The 14,186-nt window shown below is 59.2% G+C and carries 23 protein-coding genes; all 23 read left to right on the forward strand.

What is annotated here, in order from left to right; all coding sequences use genetic code 11:
- The first annotated feature begins 4 nt into the window (after positions 1-4).
- The 23 genes from gpM to ACT5M9_RS04135 all read left to right on the forward strand — a co-directional run bounded on the left by gpM (position 5) and on the right by ACT5M9_RS04135 (position 14,178).
- Entirely contained in the window at positions 5-685 is a 681-nt protein-coding gene (gpM, locus tag ACT5M9_RS04025; RefSeq protein WP_457981518.1) for a phage terminase small subunit, read from the forward strand.
- Positions 686-782: 97 nt separating this feature from the next.
- A complete protein-coding gene (locus ACT5M9_RS04030; protein ID WP_457981516.1) occupies positions 783-1,253 on the forward strand; it encodes a head completion/stabilization protein in 471 nt (156 codons plus the stop codon).
- Positions 1,253-1,456, forward strand: coding sequence for a tail protein X (locus ACT5M9_RS04035; RefSeq protein WP_017765313.1), 204 nt, complete (start codon positions 1,253-1,255; stop codon positions 1,454-1,456). Before ACT5M9_RS04030 ends, ACT5M9_RS04035 begins: the two co-directional genes overlap by 1 nt.
- Before the next feature lie 2 nt (positions 1,457-1,458).
- Positions 1,459-1,683: a TraR/DksA C4-type zinc finger protein gene (locus tag ACT5M9_RS04040; RefSeq protein WP_457981514.1), complete on the forward strand. Its 225-nt coding sequence runs from the start codon at positions 1,459-1,461 to the stop codon at positions 1,681-1,683.
- A complete protein-coding gene (locus ACT5M9_RS04045) occupies positions 1,676-2,044 on the forward strand; it encodes a putative holin (RefSeq protein WP_457981512.1) in 369 nt (122 codons plus the stop codon). Before ACT5M9_RS04040 ends, ACT5M9_RS04045 begins: the two co-directional genes overlap by 8 nt.
- A gap of 1 nt (position 2,045) precedes the next feature.
- Positions 2,046-2,351, forward strand: coding sequence for a phage holin family protein (locus tag ACT5M9_RS04050; protein ID WP_457981510.1), 306 nt, complete (start codon positions 2,046-2,048; stop codon positions 2,349-2,351).
- Complete coding sequence (locus ACT5M9_RS04055) at positions 2,348-3,169, forward strand: N-acetylmuramidase domain-containing protein (RefSeq protein WP_457981508.1); 822 nt, start codon at positions 2,348-2,350, stop codon at positions 3,167-3,169. Before ACT5M9_RS04050 ends, ACT5M9_RS04055 begins: the two co-directional genes overlap by 4 nt.
- Positions 3,159-3,632 (forward strand): Rz-like lysis system protein LysB, encoded by a 474-nt coding sequence (lysB, locus tag ACT5M9_RS04060; protein WP_457981506.1) that lies wholly within the window; start codon positions 3,159-3,161, stop codon positions 3,630-3,632. Before ACT5M9_RS04055 ends, lysB begins: the two co-directional genes overlap by 11 nt.
- Entirely contained in the window at positions 3,523-3,768 is a 246-nt protein-coding gene (lysC, locus tag ACT5M9_RS04065; RefSeq protein ID WP_520395673.1) for an Rz1-like lysis system protein LysC, read from the forward strand. Before lysB ends, lysC begins: the two co-directional genes overlap by 110 nt.
- Positions 3,743-4,192: a phage tail protein gene (locus ACT5M9_RS04070; RefSeq protein ID WP_457981505.1), complete on the forward strand. Its 450-nt coding sequence runs from the start codon at positions 3,743-3,745 to the stop codon at positions 4,190-4,192. Before lysC ends, ACT5M9_RS04070 begins: the two co-directional genes overlap by 26 nt.
- 2 nt (positions 4,193-4,194) lie before the next feature.
- Positions 4,195-4,647 (forward strand): phage virion morphogenesis protein, encoded by a 453-nt coding sequence (locus ACT5M9_RS04075; RefSeq protein ID WP_457981667.1) that lies wholly within the window; start codon positions 4,195-4,197, stop codon positions 4,645-4,647.
- A 63-nt stretch (positions 4,648-4,710) separates the two neighbouring features.
- Positions 4,711-5,622 (forward strand): hypothetical protein, encoded by a 912-nt coding sequence (locus ACT5M9_RS04080; RefSeq protein WP_457981503.1) that lies wholly within the window; start codon positions 4,711-4,713, stop codon positions 5,620-5,622.
- 354 nt (positions 5,623-5,976) lie between these two features.
- A complete protein-coding gene (locus tag ACT5M9_RS04085) occupies positions 5,977-6,612 on the forward strand; it encodes a Rha family transcriptional regulator (RefSeq protein ID WP_457981501.1) in 636 nt (211 codons plus the stop codon).
- 107 nt (positions 6,613-6,719) lie between these two features.
- Complete coding sequence (locus tag ACT5M9_RS04090; protein WP_457981500.1) at positions 6,720-7,676, forward strand: DUF4062 domain-containing protein; 957 nt, start codon at positions 6,720-6,722, stop codon at positions 7,674-7,676.
- A gap of 83 nt (positions 7,677-7,759) precedes the next feature.
- Entirely contained in the window at positions 7,760-8,332 is a 573-nt protein-coding gene (locus tag ACT5M9_RS04095; RefSeq protein ID WP_457981498.1) for a phage baseplate assembly protein V, read from the forward strand.
- Entirely contained in the window at positions 8,329-8,688 is a 360-nt protein-coding gene (locus tag ACT5M9_RS04100; protein WP_457981496.1) for a GPW/gp25 family protein, read from the forward strand. The genes ACT5M9_RS04095 and ACT5M9_RS04100 overlap by 4 nt, the downstream gene beginning before the upstream one ends.
- Positions 8,685-9,584, forward strand: coding sequence for a baseplate J/gp47 family protein (locus ACT5M9_RS04105; protein ID WP_457981495.1), 900 nt, complete (start codon positions 8,685-8,687; stop codon positions 9,582-9,584). The genes ACT5M9_RS04100 and ACT5M9_RS04105 overlap by 4 nt, the downstream gene beginning before the upstream one ends.
- Positions 9,581-10,213, forward strand: a complete 633-nt coding sequence (locus tag ACT5M9_RS04110) for a phage tail protein I (protein ID WP_457981493.1) — start codon at positions 9,581-9,583, stop codon at positions 10,211-10,213. The genes ACT5M9_RS04105 and ACT5M9_RS04110 overlap by 4 nt, the downstream gene beginning before the upstream one ends.
- Positions 10,210-11,334: a phage tail protein gene (locus ACT5M9_RS04115; RefSeq protein ID WP_457981491.1), complete on the forward strand. Its 1,125-nt coding sequence runs from the start codon at positions 10,210-10,212 to the stop codon at positions 11,332-11,334. The genes ACT5M9_RS04110 and ACT5M9_RS04115 overlap by 4 nt, the downstream gene beginning before the upstream one ends.
- Positions 11,331-11,942, forward strand: a complete 612-nt coding sequence (locus ACT5M9_RS04120) for a tail fiber assembly protein (RefSeq protein WP_457981490.1) — start codon at positions 11,331-11,333, stop codon at positions 11,940-11,942. The genes ACT5M9_RS04115 and ACT5M9_RS04120 overlap by 4 nt, the downstream gene beginning before the upstream one ends.
- Before the next feature lie 181 nt (positions 11,943-12,123).
- Positions 12,124-13,302, forward strand: coding sequence for a phage tail sheath protein (locus ACT5M9_RS04125; protein WP_457981488.1), 1,179 nt, complete (start codon positions 12,124-12,126; stop codon positions 13,300-13,302).
- Positions 13,303-13,311: 9 nt separating this feature from the next.
- Positions 13,312-13,827, forward strand: coding sequence for a phage major tail tube protein (locus ACT5M9_RS04130; RefSeq protein ID WP_457981486.1), 516 nt, complete (start codon positions 13,312-13,314; stop codon positions 13,825-13,827).
- A 66-nt stretch (positions 13,828-13,893) separates the two neighbouring features.
- A complete protein-coding gene (locus ACT5M9_RS04135) occupies positions 13,894-14,178 on the forward strand; it encodes a phage tail assembly protein (RefSeq protein WP_457981485.1) in 285 nt (94 codons plus the stop codon).
- The last annotated feature ends 8 nt before the right edge of the window (positions 14,179-14,186 follow it).

Raw genomic sequence — 14,186 nt, forward strand, 5'->3', positions numbered from 1 at the left:
GAAGATGACTCCAGCGCAACGGCACACCGCGCGTACTCTGGCCGCCCTGCAAGGGGTGGCCAATCCCCAGTTCGACCAGGCTCGCGCCAACGCCTACGAGCTCCAGCTGCTGCAGCTGGCCGAACACCGCCGCACCCTCAAAAACATCCAGAGCATCGAGCGCAAGATCGACGCCAAGCGCCCCATGCTGGCCGTCTACAAACCCTGGATTGATGGCCTGCTGGCCGCCGATCACGGCGGTCAGGATGACGTCCTGGTCACAGTCATGCTCTGGCACCTCGACACCGGCGATCTCAAAGGGACCCTCCCCATGGCCTCCTACGTGATCCGCCATGGCCTCAGCACTCCCGATCGCTACGAGCGCACCGCCGCCACCATGATCGCCGAAGAGGTGGCCGACACCGCCATCAAGCAGCAAGAGGCAGGGAACGGCCCCTCCCTGTCGTTGCTCGGCCAATACATGGCCCTGCTGCACGGAAGCGACATCTTCGACCAGGTGCGCGCCAAGCTGCACAAGGCCGTGGGCCGCGCCGCACTGGCCGAGGGACTCAAGCAGCAAGCCGCCGAGCACTACCGGCGCGCCATCGAGCTGCACGACAAGGTGGGCATCAAGAAGGAGCTCGAAGTGCTCGAGCGTACCCTGAAAAACGAACAGCAGCACGACGACACTGGCGGCGGCAGCTAACCGAGCGAACCCCGCACCCTGGGCGGCTCGGGTCTGACGATTGCCAGCGGCATACCAGACGGCCCGACCACCGCCCAACAAGCGGAAAAGGAATAACATGACCACCGGATTCATTGCCAATGCACCAACTGCGCCAGCCGAAGGGGAGATAACCTCCAGCCCCTTCTGGCCGGCGATCTCGCTGGCCGATCTGCGCGAGACCGTTCGACTCGATGGCACCGTCACCACCGCGCGCCTCACCCATGCCGTGATCGACGCCATCACCTGCGTCAACCGCGATCTGGCCGACTGGCGTACCGCTCGCCAGGCAGAAGGGCATACCGACCTGACCGTAGTACCGAGCGAGCGCATCAACAACGAATCGGCGCATCTGCACAGCTACCGGCGCGCCGTCTACGCCATGACCCGCGCCAACCTGCTGGAGCGTTACACCGACTACAGCGCCACCGGTGACGGCGTCAAAGGGGCTGATGCAAAAATCATCAGCTCTGACGACCTCTACCGCGATGCCCGCTTTGCCATCCGCGACATCCTCGGCACCACCCACAACACGGTGGAGCTGATCTGATGCAACTGCGCAGCCAACAGGGCGACACCCTCGATCTCATCCTGTTCCGGCATTACGGCTACACCGCAGGCATCACTGAGCAGGTGCTCGAACTCAACCCCGGTTTGGCCGAGCTCGGCCCCATTCTCCCGACCGGAACCCTCATCACAATGCCAGCGGCTCCGACTCAGGCAGAGCAGCCGCTGATCCAGCTATGGGACTGACCATGAGCCGCCTCGATGACGAACTCGAACGACTAGCCGACATTAGCGAGCAGCAACTTGCTGCCCGCATCCACGCCGCCCGCATTGCGGGCACAGGCCCCCACTACTGCATCGACTGTGATGACCCCATCCCCCAGGCCCGCCGCGAAGCGAGCCGGGGCTGCGAACGTTGCACCGACTGCCAGACCCTGCACGAAACAATTCACCAAGGAGACCACCGTGCCTGAACCCATTTCCAGTAGCGCTGCCACCGCAGCCGCTGGCGGACTCGCATTCCTATCGTTGATCCCCGGCCTAGACCCGGCTGCGGTGTTGGGGGCGGTTGCGGGTGCGCTGATCTTTATCAACACAGTCGATCAGCTCAGTAACTGGCGCCGGGGCGGATTATTCCTCGCCTCGGTGTTGATCGGATTGTTGGCTGCCGACATCACCGCCACTCTGCTCAGCACCGTGCTGCCACAGGTCTTCAACGTGACCAATGCCCTCGGCGCCATCCTCGCCTCGGCCATGAGCGTTCACCTGCTGCAAGGCCTGCTGCGCAAATCCCCCGATGACCTTATCGATCTCATCCGCCGCAAAGGAGGCTGACATGAGCCTGCTCTATGCCCTGATCTGTGCTGGCATCACGCTCCGACTGGCCACCTTCAACCGTCGAGGTGGCCCCCATCACGTTTGGCTTGCCCTGCTCGCTTACCTGCTAGCAGTGGCAGCAGCCTGGTCATCTCTTCTCACCCTGTTTGGGCTGATCCCCGCCCCCTATCTCGCCCAGTTGATAGTGGCCGGCGGGCTGCTGCTTGCCCTACTCAAGACCCGCGGTTCTGTTCGCCACTTGCTGCCACGCCGCCGTCAGCCCACGACGGATGCCCGCAACATTAATCGGAGGTACCTGCCATGAGCCTGAAAAAAGGGGATACCGGCTCCGCCGTCGCCGATCTGCAACGTCGCCTGACCAAGGCAGGCTACCCGGTGGAACCTGATGGCTGGTTTGGCGATGCCACTGAGCGCGCCCTGCTCGCCTTCCAGCAGTACTACATGATCACCGCCATCGGCCAAGCAGGCCCCCGCACTCTGGTCGCCCTGCTCGGCAGTGAGCGCGGCAACCAGTTGCGCATCGGAGACATGCAGGCTGGCGCAGATCTGCTGGGCCTGCCGCTGGCCACCATGGCCACCGTCGCCCATATCGAAAGCATCGGCGAGGGCTTCACTGACGCCATGCGCCCGGTGGTGCTGTTCGAGCGGCATGTGTTCTACAAGCAGCTCACCAAGCACCTGGGCAAGGCCACCGCCGACCAGATGGCCGCCAGTTACCCCAACCTGGTCAACCCCAAGCGCGGCGGTTATGCCGGGGGGGCGGCCGAGTGGGAACGGCTGCAGCTCGCCATCAGCCTGCACCGAGATGCCGCCATCGAGTCGGCCAGTTGGGGGATGTTCCAGATCATGGGCTTCCACTGGCAGGCGCTGGGCTTTGCCTCGGCCAGCGACTGGCAGACCGCGATGCAACGTAGCGAGGTCGAACACCTCAATGCCCTGTGCCGCTTCATCCAGCAAGACCCCGCCATGCACAAGGCACTGCAGGGCCGTAAATGGGCCGACTTCGCCCGCCGCTACAACGGCCCGGCGTTCAAGGAAAACGACTACGACTCCAAGCTGGCCAAGGCATACGGCCACTTTGCCAAGGTCTACCCGGTGAAGGAGGTGGCGCATGTGGCTTAACCTGCTTCGCTCTCCCTTCACCTGGTTGCTGCTGGCGTTGCTGGTTGCCCTTGGCGGCTGGGGCTGGTCGGCCACCTCGGCGGCCACGGCAGCGGGCCAGGTCACCACCCTGCAAAGTGACCTCAAGGCAGCCGACGACAAGGCCAAAGAGGACGAGCTGCGGGAGAAGCTCAAGGACGGGGCCATCGACACCCTCACCGGCGAACTGACCGCCCAGGCAACCGCCGCCACCACGCTGCAGCGCCAGCTTGGCGAGCTGACCATCACGGCCGCCACCCGTGCAGACACCATCAAGAGGCTCAAACGTGAAAATGCTGAACTTAAAGCCTGGGCTGATCGCCCTCTGCCTGATCCTGTTATCAGGCTGCTCCAGCGCCCCGCCCTCACCGGCGCTGCAGATTATCAGGCTCACCTGTCAGGGCCTGTCCCCCTGCCAGCTGCCGCCGGCCAGTCCGGCCAATAACGGCGACTTGCTCGACCAGCTGACCCAGACCGAGGCCGCCTGGGCCAGCTGCGCCGCCCAGGTCGACAGCATCATCGCCTGCCAACAACGACACCAGAACGGGAGGGCGTATGGAAAAACCAAAACAGATCCGTGAGGTGCTGACCCGCTGCGTACCCCACCTCAAGACCAACCCGGACAAACTGCACATCTACATCGCCCCGGGTAATGTCGAAAGCACCGGCGCCCGCTCGCTCTCGTTCGAGTGGCAATACCCGCTCACCATTGGCATTGAGGACTTTGCCGGCCACCCGGATCAGATCATGGTGCCGCTGCTGGCCTGGCTGCGCCAGCACCAGCCCGAGCTGATGACCAACGACGAGATGCGCAAGGATGGCATCACCTTCGAGGCCGAATACCTCGCGAGCGACCTGATGGACCTCATCATCACCGTCAAGCTGACCGAGCGGGTCAGGGTCTGGCAAAACGAACAGGGGATTGGTTGGGAACATTTGCCAGAGCCGCCAGAAGACCCCTACGACGGCATCACCTGGGAATTGTTCCAGCGCGAGGACAACTGATGATGGCTGCCGACGAACTAAGCCGGCTGACCCGCTGGGCCGATGGCCTGCTGACCAGCATGGAGCCCACAGCCCGCCGCCAGCTAGCTGGCGAAATGGCCCGCACCTTGCGCGTCAGCCAGGCACAGCGGATCCGGGCCAACCTCCAGCCCAATGGCAACCCCATGACTCCGCGCAAGCCACAGCCCAAGTTGAAGAAGGACCGGGGCCGCCTACGGCGCAAGATGTTCTTCAAAATTAGCAACACCACCTGGCTCAAGGCCCACACCAGCGAACAGCAGGCCGTGGTGGAGTTTGTCGGCACGGCCAACCGCCTCGCCACCATTCACCAATATGGCCTCAAAGACCGCATCAAGGGTCGCGAGATCCGCTATCCGGCGCGGGAGTTACTGGGTATTACCAATCAGGAGATAGAGCAGTTGGAAGAGCTGTTGTTGGCCCATTTGACTAAATAGAAGGTTGTCGAGCGAAGCTTGAAACCATACGATACGGCGCAAACTTAATCGTGTGAGGCAAGGATGAATCAGCGCACCGAACTGCGGCCGCGGCTCCGTCAACAAGTCAAAAAGAAGATAGATAAACCGGCCAAATCCCCTGAACACACCCTTGTATTGGTGCAGATCGCTTTGGCACTGTTGCCGCTACTGACCGCTTGTATCTACCTGTTCGGTATGGCACGGCATATGGGGTACTTAAGTGTCTTTCATGTAGATAGCAGCGAGTTCCCACTATCTACAGAGCAGAACTTGCTGATGGGTGTGCTCAGCTTGGTCAGCAATGTACTGCCACTTATTTTCTATCCGATAGCTGTCGTGATCGGGCTCATGGCGCTGGGCACCGTGGTAGCCCTGACATTCAGACTGATAAAAAAAACCACTGAACAGGTACGAGACTACGGTGCTCGTATCGGTAGCAGTGAACCCATGATCCGATTCTACAAAAAGGTATTTAAATACTCGGTCGAACCACATGAAGCAAAGTGGTTTGAAGCCAGCTATGACTTGATTTTTACTTGGTACTTTCGCTTCGTCTACGTGTTTGTCGCATGTGCCATTGTCTTTGGATTAGCATTCGTCAGCTATCGTGATGGTGAAGAGTCAGCAAATCAGCAAGTTGAAAAAATGAAGCAAGGGCCTCAAGATTTTGCTGAACATCTCATCTACGCCAAGCATCCTGAAGGCGTCGCTGCAGTACGAATAGCTTGCAACGCGGCTCAATGTACCTTCTGGACGGAGAAAGATGGCACCATCTACCTGCGTCATGACCAGATTGATAGCGTGACGATCCCCCCAATCACCAACGAAAAAGCAATCTGTTCCCCGTTAGGAAAATTGGACAAGCTCCCTTCAGTACGCTGGACTGAGTGGGTCAGTGCGTCAGCCTTATCCAACTCACCGCCTTGTATTTACATTCCCCAGAAACAGACATAGCACGCTACCGCTGTAGACCTTAACCTGCTGCTGGTGTTGTGTGCAGTCGGGCGGGTTTGTGTCGATTGGTGGTTGATTGGTTGCGGTTGGTTGCGCGATACTGCGCAGGCAGCGGCAAAATCCGTTGTCGGGATTGGAACCCCGAACTCATCTAAGCGCACAACACGCGCCATGCGTGTTTTTTTGTGCGGCCCAGCAGTACCCGCAATCTCAGTTATGACGGGCTGGGCAGGGCAGCCTATGGCTGGCCGGTTTCTTAGGTGCCCGGTAGTTCCAACCCTGTTCAGCTCGTCACCAGTCAGAGATTGGAACCTCTGCGGTGACGTAACCCAACGTGGTTTGGAGAACGCACCTATGAACAGCATCACCAACTTCAGCCCTGCCGATATCATCAGCCTGCATCAAGGCCAACCTGTTACTACCTCCCTGAAAGTCGCCGAGCTCTTTGGCAAGCGTCATGACGATGTGTTGAAGAAGATCCGTAACCTCGAATGCTCACAAGAATTCAACGCCCGCAATTTTGCGGCCGTTAGTTATGTGGATGGGAAAGGTGAAAAGCGCCCCGCCTACGAAATGACCAAAGATGGCTTTATCTTTGTGGTGATGGGCTTCACCGGCGCCAAGGCCGCGGCGACCAAAGAGGCCTATATCAACGCCTTTAACTGGATGGCCGAACAGCTCGCCGCCCAGCGCCCGCAACCGGCGATCAGCCTGACCGATGATGAACTCTGCACCCTGACCTGGTGCTGGCGTGCCGCCGACCGGATGATGGATGCCGCTCGCAGCATTTATCCCCTACTCGAGGTTGCCGAACACCGCGACGCCGGCCGCTACTACTCCATCATCCACGAGTACCCCGACACCCTGAACCAGGCCCGCAAGATCCTGGCCGACCGCACCCGCCATATCCAACCCAACACCCACTGCGACAGCGACTGGTCCAAACTGATCCCCCACCTGCGCCGCGAACCCAAAGCTATCGGCTGGTGAAACACTGATGGAACAGTCACAAAATCAAAGGCCCGTCTGGGCCTTTGATTTGCTCGGATGCAACACCACGTGGCATTCTTGCATACAACGTGACACAGGAGCCTATGATGAATAAACGCTATCAGGTATTTGTCAGTTCAACTTTTGCTGATTTACAGGATGAACGTAGCAAAGTTATTCAGACATTGATGGAAATGGATTGTATCCCTGCTGGAATGGAGCTATTTCCTGCAATGGATGAGGAACAGTTCGACTTCATTAAAAAAATAATTGACGATTGTGACTATTACTTATTAATTATTGGTGCTCGGTACGGCTCAATTTCTGAAGATGATGGTCTTAGCTATACAGAAAAAGAATACCTATATGCCAAAGAAAAAGGTATGAAAGTAATCGCATTGGTACATGGTGAACCAGAGCAATTACCTGTAGCAAAGACGGACAGAGACCATATTTTATACGATAAGCTTGTCGCATTCAGAAAAGATGTATGTACAAACCGCTTAGTTAGATTTTGGAAATCAGCTTCCGAACTACCAGGTTTAGTAGCGCTCAATCTCCCTAAAACCATAAAAGCATATCCAGCAATAGGCTGGGTAAGAGGTGATAGTGTCACTTCAAATGAAGCTCTCACTGAATTACTTTCACTGAAGCAAGAAAATGAGCTACTTAAAAAAGAAATAGAACAACTTACAGACAGACCGAAATATAATATTGAAAACATAGCCGGATTAGAAAGCTCATATATTTTACGAGGAAAAGGACTTAATTCCTCTGGTGGTCAGGTAGTCGTCTCTAAGGATACAACATTTAGTCAAATATACAAAATACTCGCACCATTTATAATTACAAAGCAAGTGGATGAGACAGTGAGGCGACACTTAGAAAAAGAACTGATTAATTTAACTTACGCCAGTATGGATGAACAGTGTTATCAGACAATTAAGCTTCAATTTGAAGCGCTTGGGTTAATTGAGCTTACAGAAAGCAATGGATTTTTGTATTGGAGTTTGACTCCCTTTGGGAGAAAGACTGTCGTTGAAGCGATCGTAATTAGAGATTAACAAATCAACCTCTGCCAGTGTGCCAGCACCGTGTACACTGGCCTCCCCTCGCCTTCCCGGCCATTGCCCAAAACAATGGCCCCATGCAACCGACCCCGACTGAACTTCAACGCCTGATCGACAACCTGATCCGCATCGGCACCGTCACCGCCGTGCGTTCTGGGGAGTGTCGCGTCAAAACCGGCGAACTTGAAACCAACTGGCGGCCCTACGCAACTGCGCGGGCCGGGAAGAACCGTACCCGCCACCGCCCAAGCATTGGTGAACAGGTCATCTTGTTGTCAGTCAGTGGCGATCTGCGCAATGCGTACATCATCGCATCCCTCAATGCCACCGCAGCAGACGAGCCACTGGCTGACGATGACAACCCAGATCTCGACCGCACCGAATACGTCGATGGCGCCATCATCGAATACAACCCGGCCACCGGAGCGCTCAATGCCAGCGGCATCAAGACCGCCACCCTCTCGGCCTCCGTCACCGTCAAGCTGATCACCCCCCTGGTGGAATGCACCCAAGCGCTCAAGGTCGGTTCGACCATTGAGGCGGGCGGCAAGATCACAGCCCCCAGCGCCAAGATTGGCGGCATCGAGGTGACCACCCACAAGCACGGCAACGTCAGCTCCGGCAGCGGCACCTCCGGGGGCCCGCAATGAACTGGCTCGGCATGAATGCCGCGAGCGGCCGCGCCATCAGCGCCACCGACCACATCATCCAGTCGGTGCGCGACATCCTCATGACCCCGGTGGGCTCCCGGGTCATGCGCCGCGACTACGGCAGCGAGCTGTTTTACCTCATCGACCAGCCTCAGCATCAGGCCACCCGCCTGCGTCTGATGGCTGCCACCGTGCAGGCCCTCATCAACTGGGAACCCCGCATCACCATCACCCGGGTCGATGTGCTGGGCGGCGGCATGAATGGCGCCCTCACCGTCGAGCTCACCTGGCAGCGCAAAGATGGCGGCGCGCCGGAATCTGCCAGCATCACAATCCCAACCGGAGCCGCCCAGTGAGCACCATCACCCTCTCCCAACTACCCCAGCCCGATGTGATTGAGTTGCTGGATTACGAAGCCATCCTGGCCGAGCGCAAGGCGTATCTCATCAGCCTCTACCCGGCAGACCAGCAAGCCGCCATCGCCGCTACCCTGACGCTCGAGTCCGAGCCCATCACCAAGCTGCTGCAAGAGAATGCCTACCGGGAGCTGATCCTGCGTCAACGTATCAACGATGCGGCAGTGGCCAACATGCTGGCGTGGGCCAAGGGGAGCGACCTCGACAACCTGGTGGCCAACTGGAATGTGCAGCGCCTCATCATCCAACCGGGTGACCACACCGCCAGCCCGCCGGTACCGGAAATCAAAGAAGATGACGAAGCACTGATCCTGCGCGCACTGATGGCGTGGGATGGCCTCAGCGTAGCGGGCCCGACAGGCGCCTATGAGTATTTTGCCCTCTCGGCTGACGGCAAGGTGGCTGACGCCAAAGGCTCCAGCCCTGTGCCAGCAGAGGCTCTGGTCACCATCCTCAGCACTGAGGGGGACGGCACCGCCGACGCGGCGCTGATCGCCAAGGTCACCCAAGCCCTGAGCCATGAAGACAAGCGCCCGGTTGCCGACCGGCTCACCGTGCAGAGCGCCGGCATCATCCACTACACCCTCACCGCCAAGCTGCACATCAGCAGCCAGGGGGCTGAAGGTGACGTGATCCTGCAGGCAGCCCGTGACAAGCTCGCCGCCTTCATCAACCCACGCCGCCGCATCGGCCTCGAAGTGCCCCGCTCTGCCATTGATGCCGCCCTGCACGTGCAGGGGGTGAGCAAGGTTGACCTGATTGGCTGGGCGGACATCACCCCTAGCGCCACCCAAGCCGCCTACTGCACCGGCTTCACGGTTGAGCGAGCCCTATGAATACCCTGCTGTCACCCAGCACCAGCCGCACCGAACGTAACCTGGCTACGGCGGGCGCCAACGCCCAGCAGTTGCCGATCCCGTTTCGCACACTCTGGTCCCCCTGGACTTGCCCAGCCCACCTGCTGCCCTATCTGGCTGCCAGCTGGAGTGTCGATCGTTGGGATGACAAATGGCCAGAAGCCACCAAGCGCCAGGTCATCGCCAACAGCTACTTTGTGCATAGCCGCAAAGGCACCATCGGTGCCATTCGTCGGGTAGTTGAACCCCTCGGCTTTTTGATCAAGGTGCTGGAGTGGTGGCAAGAGACCCCACACGCCACGCCGGGTACCTTCAAGCTCGACATCGGCGTACTCGATACCGGTATCACCGAAGCCATGTATCAGGAGCTGGAACGGCTGATCGCCGACGCCAAGCCCATGACCCGCCACCTGACCGGCCTTGCCATCAGCATGGAAACCCGTGGCCAGCTCTATCTGGGGGCCGCCTGCTACCTGGGGGACGAGCTCACCATCTCCCCCTACAGCCCCGAAGCCATAGAAATCCACGGCCAGCAGTGGCACGGCGGCATTCTGCACAGCATCGACACCATGACCATTCACCCGCAACCGACAGGAGGTGCTGCTTGAGCGCCATCTATTTCGCCATCCCCACCCATGCGGGGCAGGCCAAAATTGCCAACGCCATCGCGCTGGGTATCCCGCTGAAAATCACCCACATGGCAGTGGGCGACGGTAACGGCCAGCCGATCACCCCCAACCCAGCACAGCTCGCACTGGTTCGGGAACAACGCCGAGCCCCGCTCAACACCTTGTTTCAAGACCCGCTCAACCCGGCGCAACTGGTCGCGGAACAGATCATCCCTGAGACCGTAGGCGGGTGGTGGATCCGTGAAGTGGGTCTGTTCGATGACAGCGGCACCCTGATTGCCATTGCCAACAGTCCGGACACCTACAAGCCTCAGCTGTCGGAAGGTTCAGGCCGCACCCAGACCATCCGCATGGTGCTGATCGTCAGCGACACCAGTGCGGTAGAGCTCAAGATTGACCCGTCCGTGGTGCTGGCCACCCGCAAGTATGTCGATGATGTGATGAAGGCGCACAAAGAAAGCAGAGACCACCCGGCAGGGAACCAGACGGAGAAAGGGATGCTGAGGCTGGCGACACAAGCTGAAGCCGTATCCGGGTTACTCGACTCCGTTGCCGTCGCCCCCAAGGAGATGAGGGCGGCGATGGAAGCACTGCTCGATATCGTAGCCCCTGTGGGGGTCCCCATACCATGGGTGGCAGCTACCCCGCCCAACAGTAGATTCCTCATCGTTCAGGGGCAGAGCTTTGACAAGGTGGCGTATCCAAAGCTGGGCGCACTCTGGCCGACTGGAGTGATCCCGTTCGACATGCGCGGAAAATTTCCACGAGGCTGGGACAACGGTCGTGGCGTGGATTCAAGTCGGGTATTACTGAGTGATCAGGGTGATGCAATATTGAACCACAGGCATAACACGATCGGGATGGATAGAAACTCCCAAGGAGGTGGGAATTATGTTCTCCCTAATGAGCAGTATCCCATCCTCGGCAAGGGTTTTGATACTACCGTTCCGCACTATGGCGATGGAAGTGCGAATGCTGGATATAACAATGCAACTGGTCTTATTAAGACGGCGGAAACTGGTGCGATAGATGTGAGCCGTCTCGGGACTGAAACTCGCCCGACGAACATCGCATTTAACTACATCCTGAGGGCCGCATGATGAACCAACCGCACGTCACTTGGGGCCAGAACGGCTGGGCAGAGACCGATGGCTGGGAAAAGGCCCACTGCACTGATCCGGTAACCCACGAATACAACGGTCAGATAGAAGTGTGGGTATCCGCAGGTACCGGCCTCCCTGCCTGTGCGTTTCTCGAAGCCCCGCCCCCCGCAGAACCGGGCAAGACGATCGTGCGTCATGGCGACCACTGGATGTTTGTCGCTGATCATCGTGGCCAGACGGCATACGACAAGCAGACTAAGGCGGCGAGCGTGATAGCCGAGCCTGGTGAGGTGCCGGTCACACAGACGCTTGTCGCGCCGTCCTCACCGTTCGATGTGTGGGACGAAGAGCGTGATGCCTGGGTCAAAAACGTCGAGGCCGAAAGCAACTGGCAACGGAAACAGGCCGAGGAGAAACGCAATGCGTTGATGGCCGAGGCTAACCAACAGCTCGCCATCCTGACTGATGCCGTCGATCTCGGCATGGCCACCGATGCCGAGCAGGCAGACTATACCGCCTGGCGCCAGTACCGGGTGCTGCTAAGCCGCCTCGACCTCACCCAGCAGCCCATTGCATGGCCTCCCAAGCCAGCCACAGCTAGCTGATCTACCACCCCGCCCCGTGCGGGGTGTTTCGTTACTGCCGCTCATCACCCCCTTGTCACCGCCGCTCCAGTGTATCCACGCCAGATACACTGGCAGCCGCTCGCCTGCTATCCCCTGCCACTGCATCCTGACCCTGCTCACATCACCTTGCAAAAGCTCCGTCCGGACAACAGGAGAACCTATGGCACTGGACCAATTTCACCACGGCGTGCGCGTCGTGGAAATCAACGAGGGCACCCGCACCATCCGCACCGTCGCCACGGCGGTGATCGGCATGGTCTGCACCAGCGAAGACGCAGATGCCACCTACTTCCCCCTCGACAAACCCGTGCTGATCGCCAACCTGCCGGTGGCCATCGCCAAAGCGGGCAGCGAGGGCAACCTCAAGAAGTCGCTGCAAACCATCTATGACACCGTCAACACCATCGTCATTGCCGTGCGCGTGGCCAAGGGGGCCGACGCCGCAGCCTTGACCAGCAATATCATCGGCACCATCAAGCCCGATGGCAGCTACACCGGCCTCAAGGCGCTGGAGCGGGCCGCCCCGATGACCGGCGTCAAGCCGCGTATCCTCTGCGTGCCAGACAACTGCACCCTGCCAGTGGCCACTGCGCTGGGTGGCGTGGCCAAAAAGCTGCGCGCCTTTGCCTACGTGCCGACCATCGCCGAGACCGTCGAGGCGGCCCTGGCCTACCGCGAAAACTTCTCCAGCCGTGAGCTGATGCTGATCCATGGTGACTGGACGGCGTGGGATGTTGCGGCCAATGCCAGCGTCAAACTCGATGCCTGCCTCAAGGCCGCCGCCATGCGGGCCCTCATCGACAAGGAGATCGGCTGGCACAAGACCCTGTCGAACGTTGGTGTGACCGGAGTCGATGGCATGACCAAGGCCCTGTTCTGGGATCTGCAAGACCCCGACACCGAGGTCGGCCTGCTCAACGCCAACGAGATCACAGCCCTGATCCGTGCCGACGGCTTCCGCTACTGGGGTAACCGTACCTGCTCGGACGATCCCCTGTTCGCCTTCGAGAACTACACCCGCACCGCCCAGATCCTAGCCGACACCATCGCCGAGGCGCACATGTGGGCTAACGACAAGCCAATGCACCCCTCCCTGGTGAAAGACATCATCGAGGGCATCAAAGCCAAGGGCCGCGAGCTGGTGACCGGCGGTTACCTGCTCGGCTTTGACTGCTGGTACAACGAGGAGCTCAACGACAAAGACACCCTCAAGGCCGGCAAGCTGCGCATCGATTACAACTACACCCCGGTACCGCCGCTTGAAGACCTCGGCTTCCAGCAGCGCATCACTGACCACTACCTCATCGACTTCGGCGCCCGCGTCGCGGTCGCCGCATAAGGAGCCACCATGGCACTGCCACGCAAACTCAAGCACCTCAACATGTTTCTCGATGGCGGCAACTGGATCGGCGTCGCCGAAGACTTCACCCCGGCCAAGCTGAGCCAGAAGTTCGAAGCCTACCGTGGCGGCGGCATGATAGGCGCCGCCAACATCCACATGGGGCTGGAAGATGCCGCCCTCGACACCTCCTTCACCTTCGGCGGCCTTGAGGCCGATCTGGTCAAGCGTATGGGAACACCGAAGATTGACGGAGTCTCCCTCCGCTTTGCCGGCTCAGTCCAGCGCGACGACACCGGTGAGGTGGTTGCTGTCGAAATCGTCCAGCGCGGCCGCTTCAAAGAGCTCGACCGGGGCACCCTCAAGAGTGGCGACAACTCCCAGAGCAAAGTCAGCATGGTCAACACCTACTACAAAGAGACCATGAACGGCGTCGACCTGGTCGAAATCGACCTGCTCAACATGATCTGGATAGTCGATGGCGTCGACCTGATGGCCGAGCACCGCAAAGCCATCGGCCTCTAACCCACCCAACAACCCAACGGGCGGCCAACAGCCGCCCTCACCACATCAACATCAGGAATAAACACCATGGAAAACAAGACCGTAACCCTCGACCAGGCCATCCAGCGCGGCGATAACACCATCACCGAGGTTCAACTGCGCAAACCCAAGGCGGGCGAAATGCGCGGCCTCAACATGGCCGACGTCCTGCAGATGGACGTCAACGCCCTCACCAAACTGCTACCCCGCATCACCACCCCGATCCTGACCGAAGCAGAGATCGGCAATTTGGACCCGGCTGACCTGCTGCAGTTGGGCAGTGAGGTGGCCGTTTTTTTGATGCCGAAGAAAATGGGTTACCTGGCTGCATAGATGACCTG

Source organism: Aeromonas sp. AE23HZ002T15 (assembly GCF_054165525.2).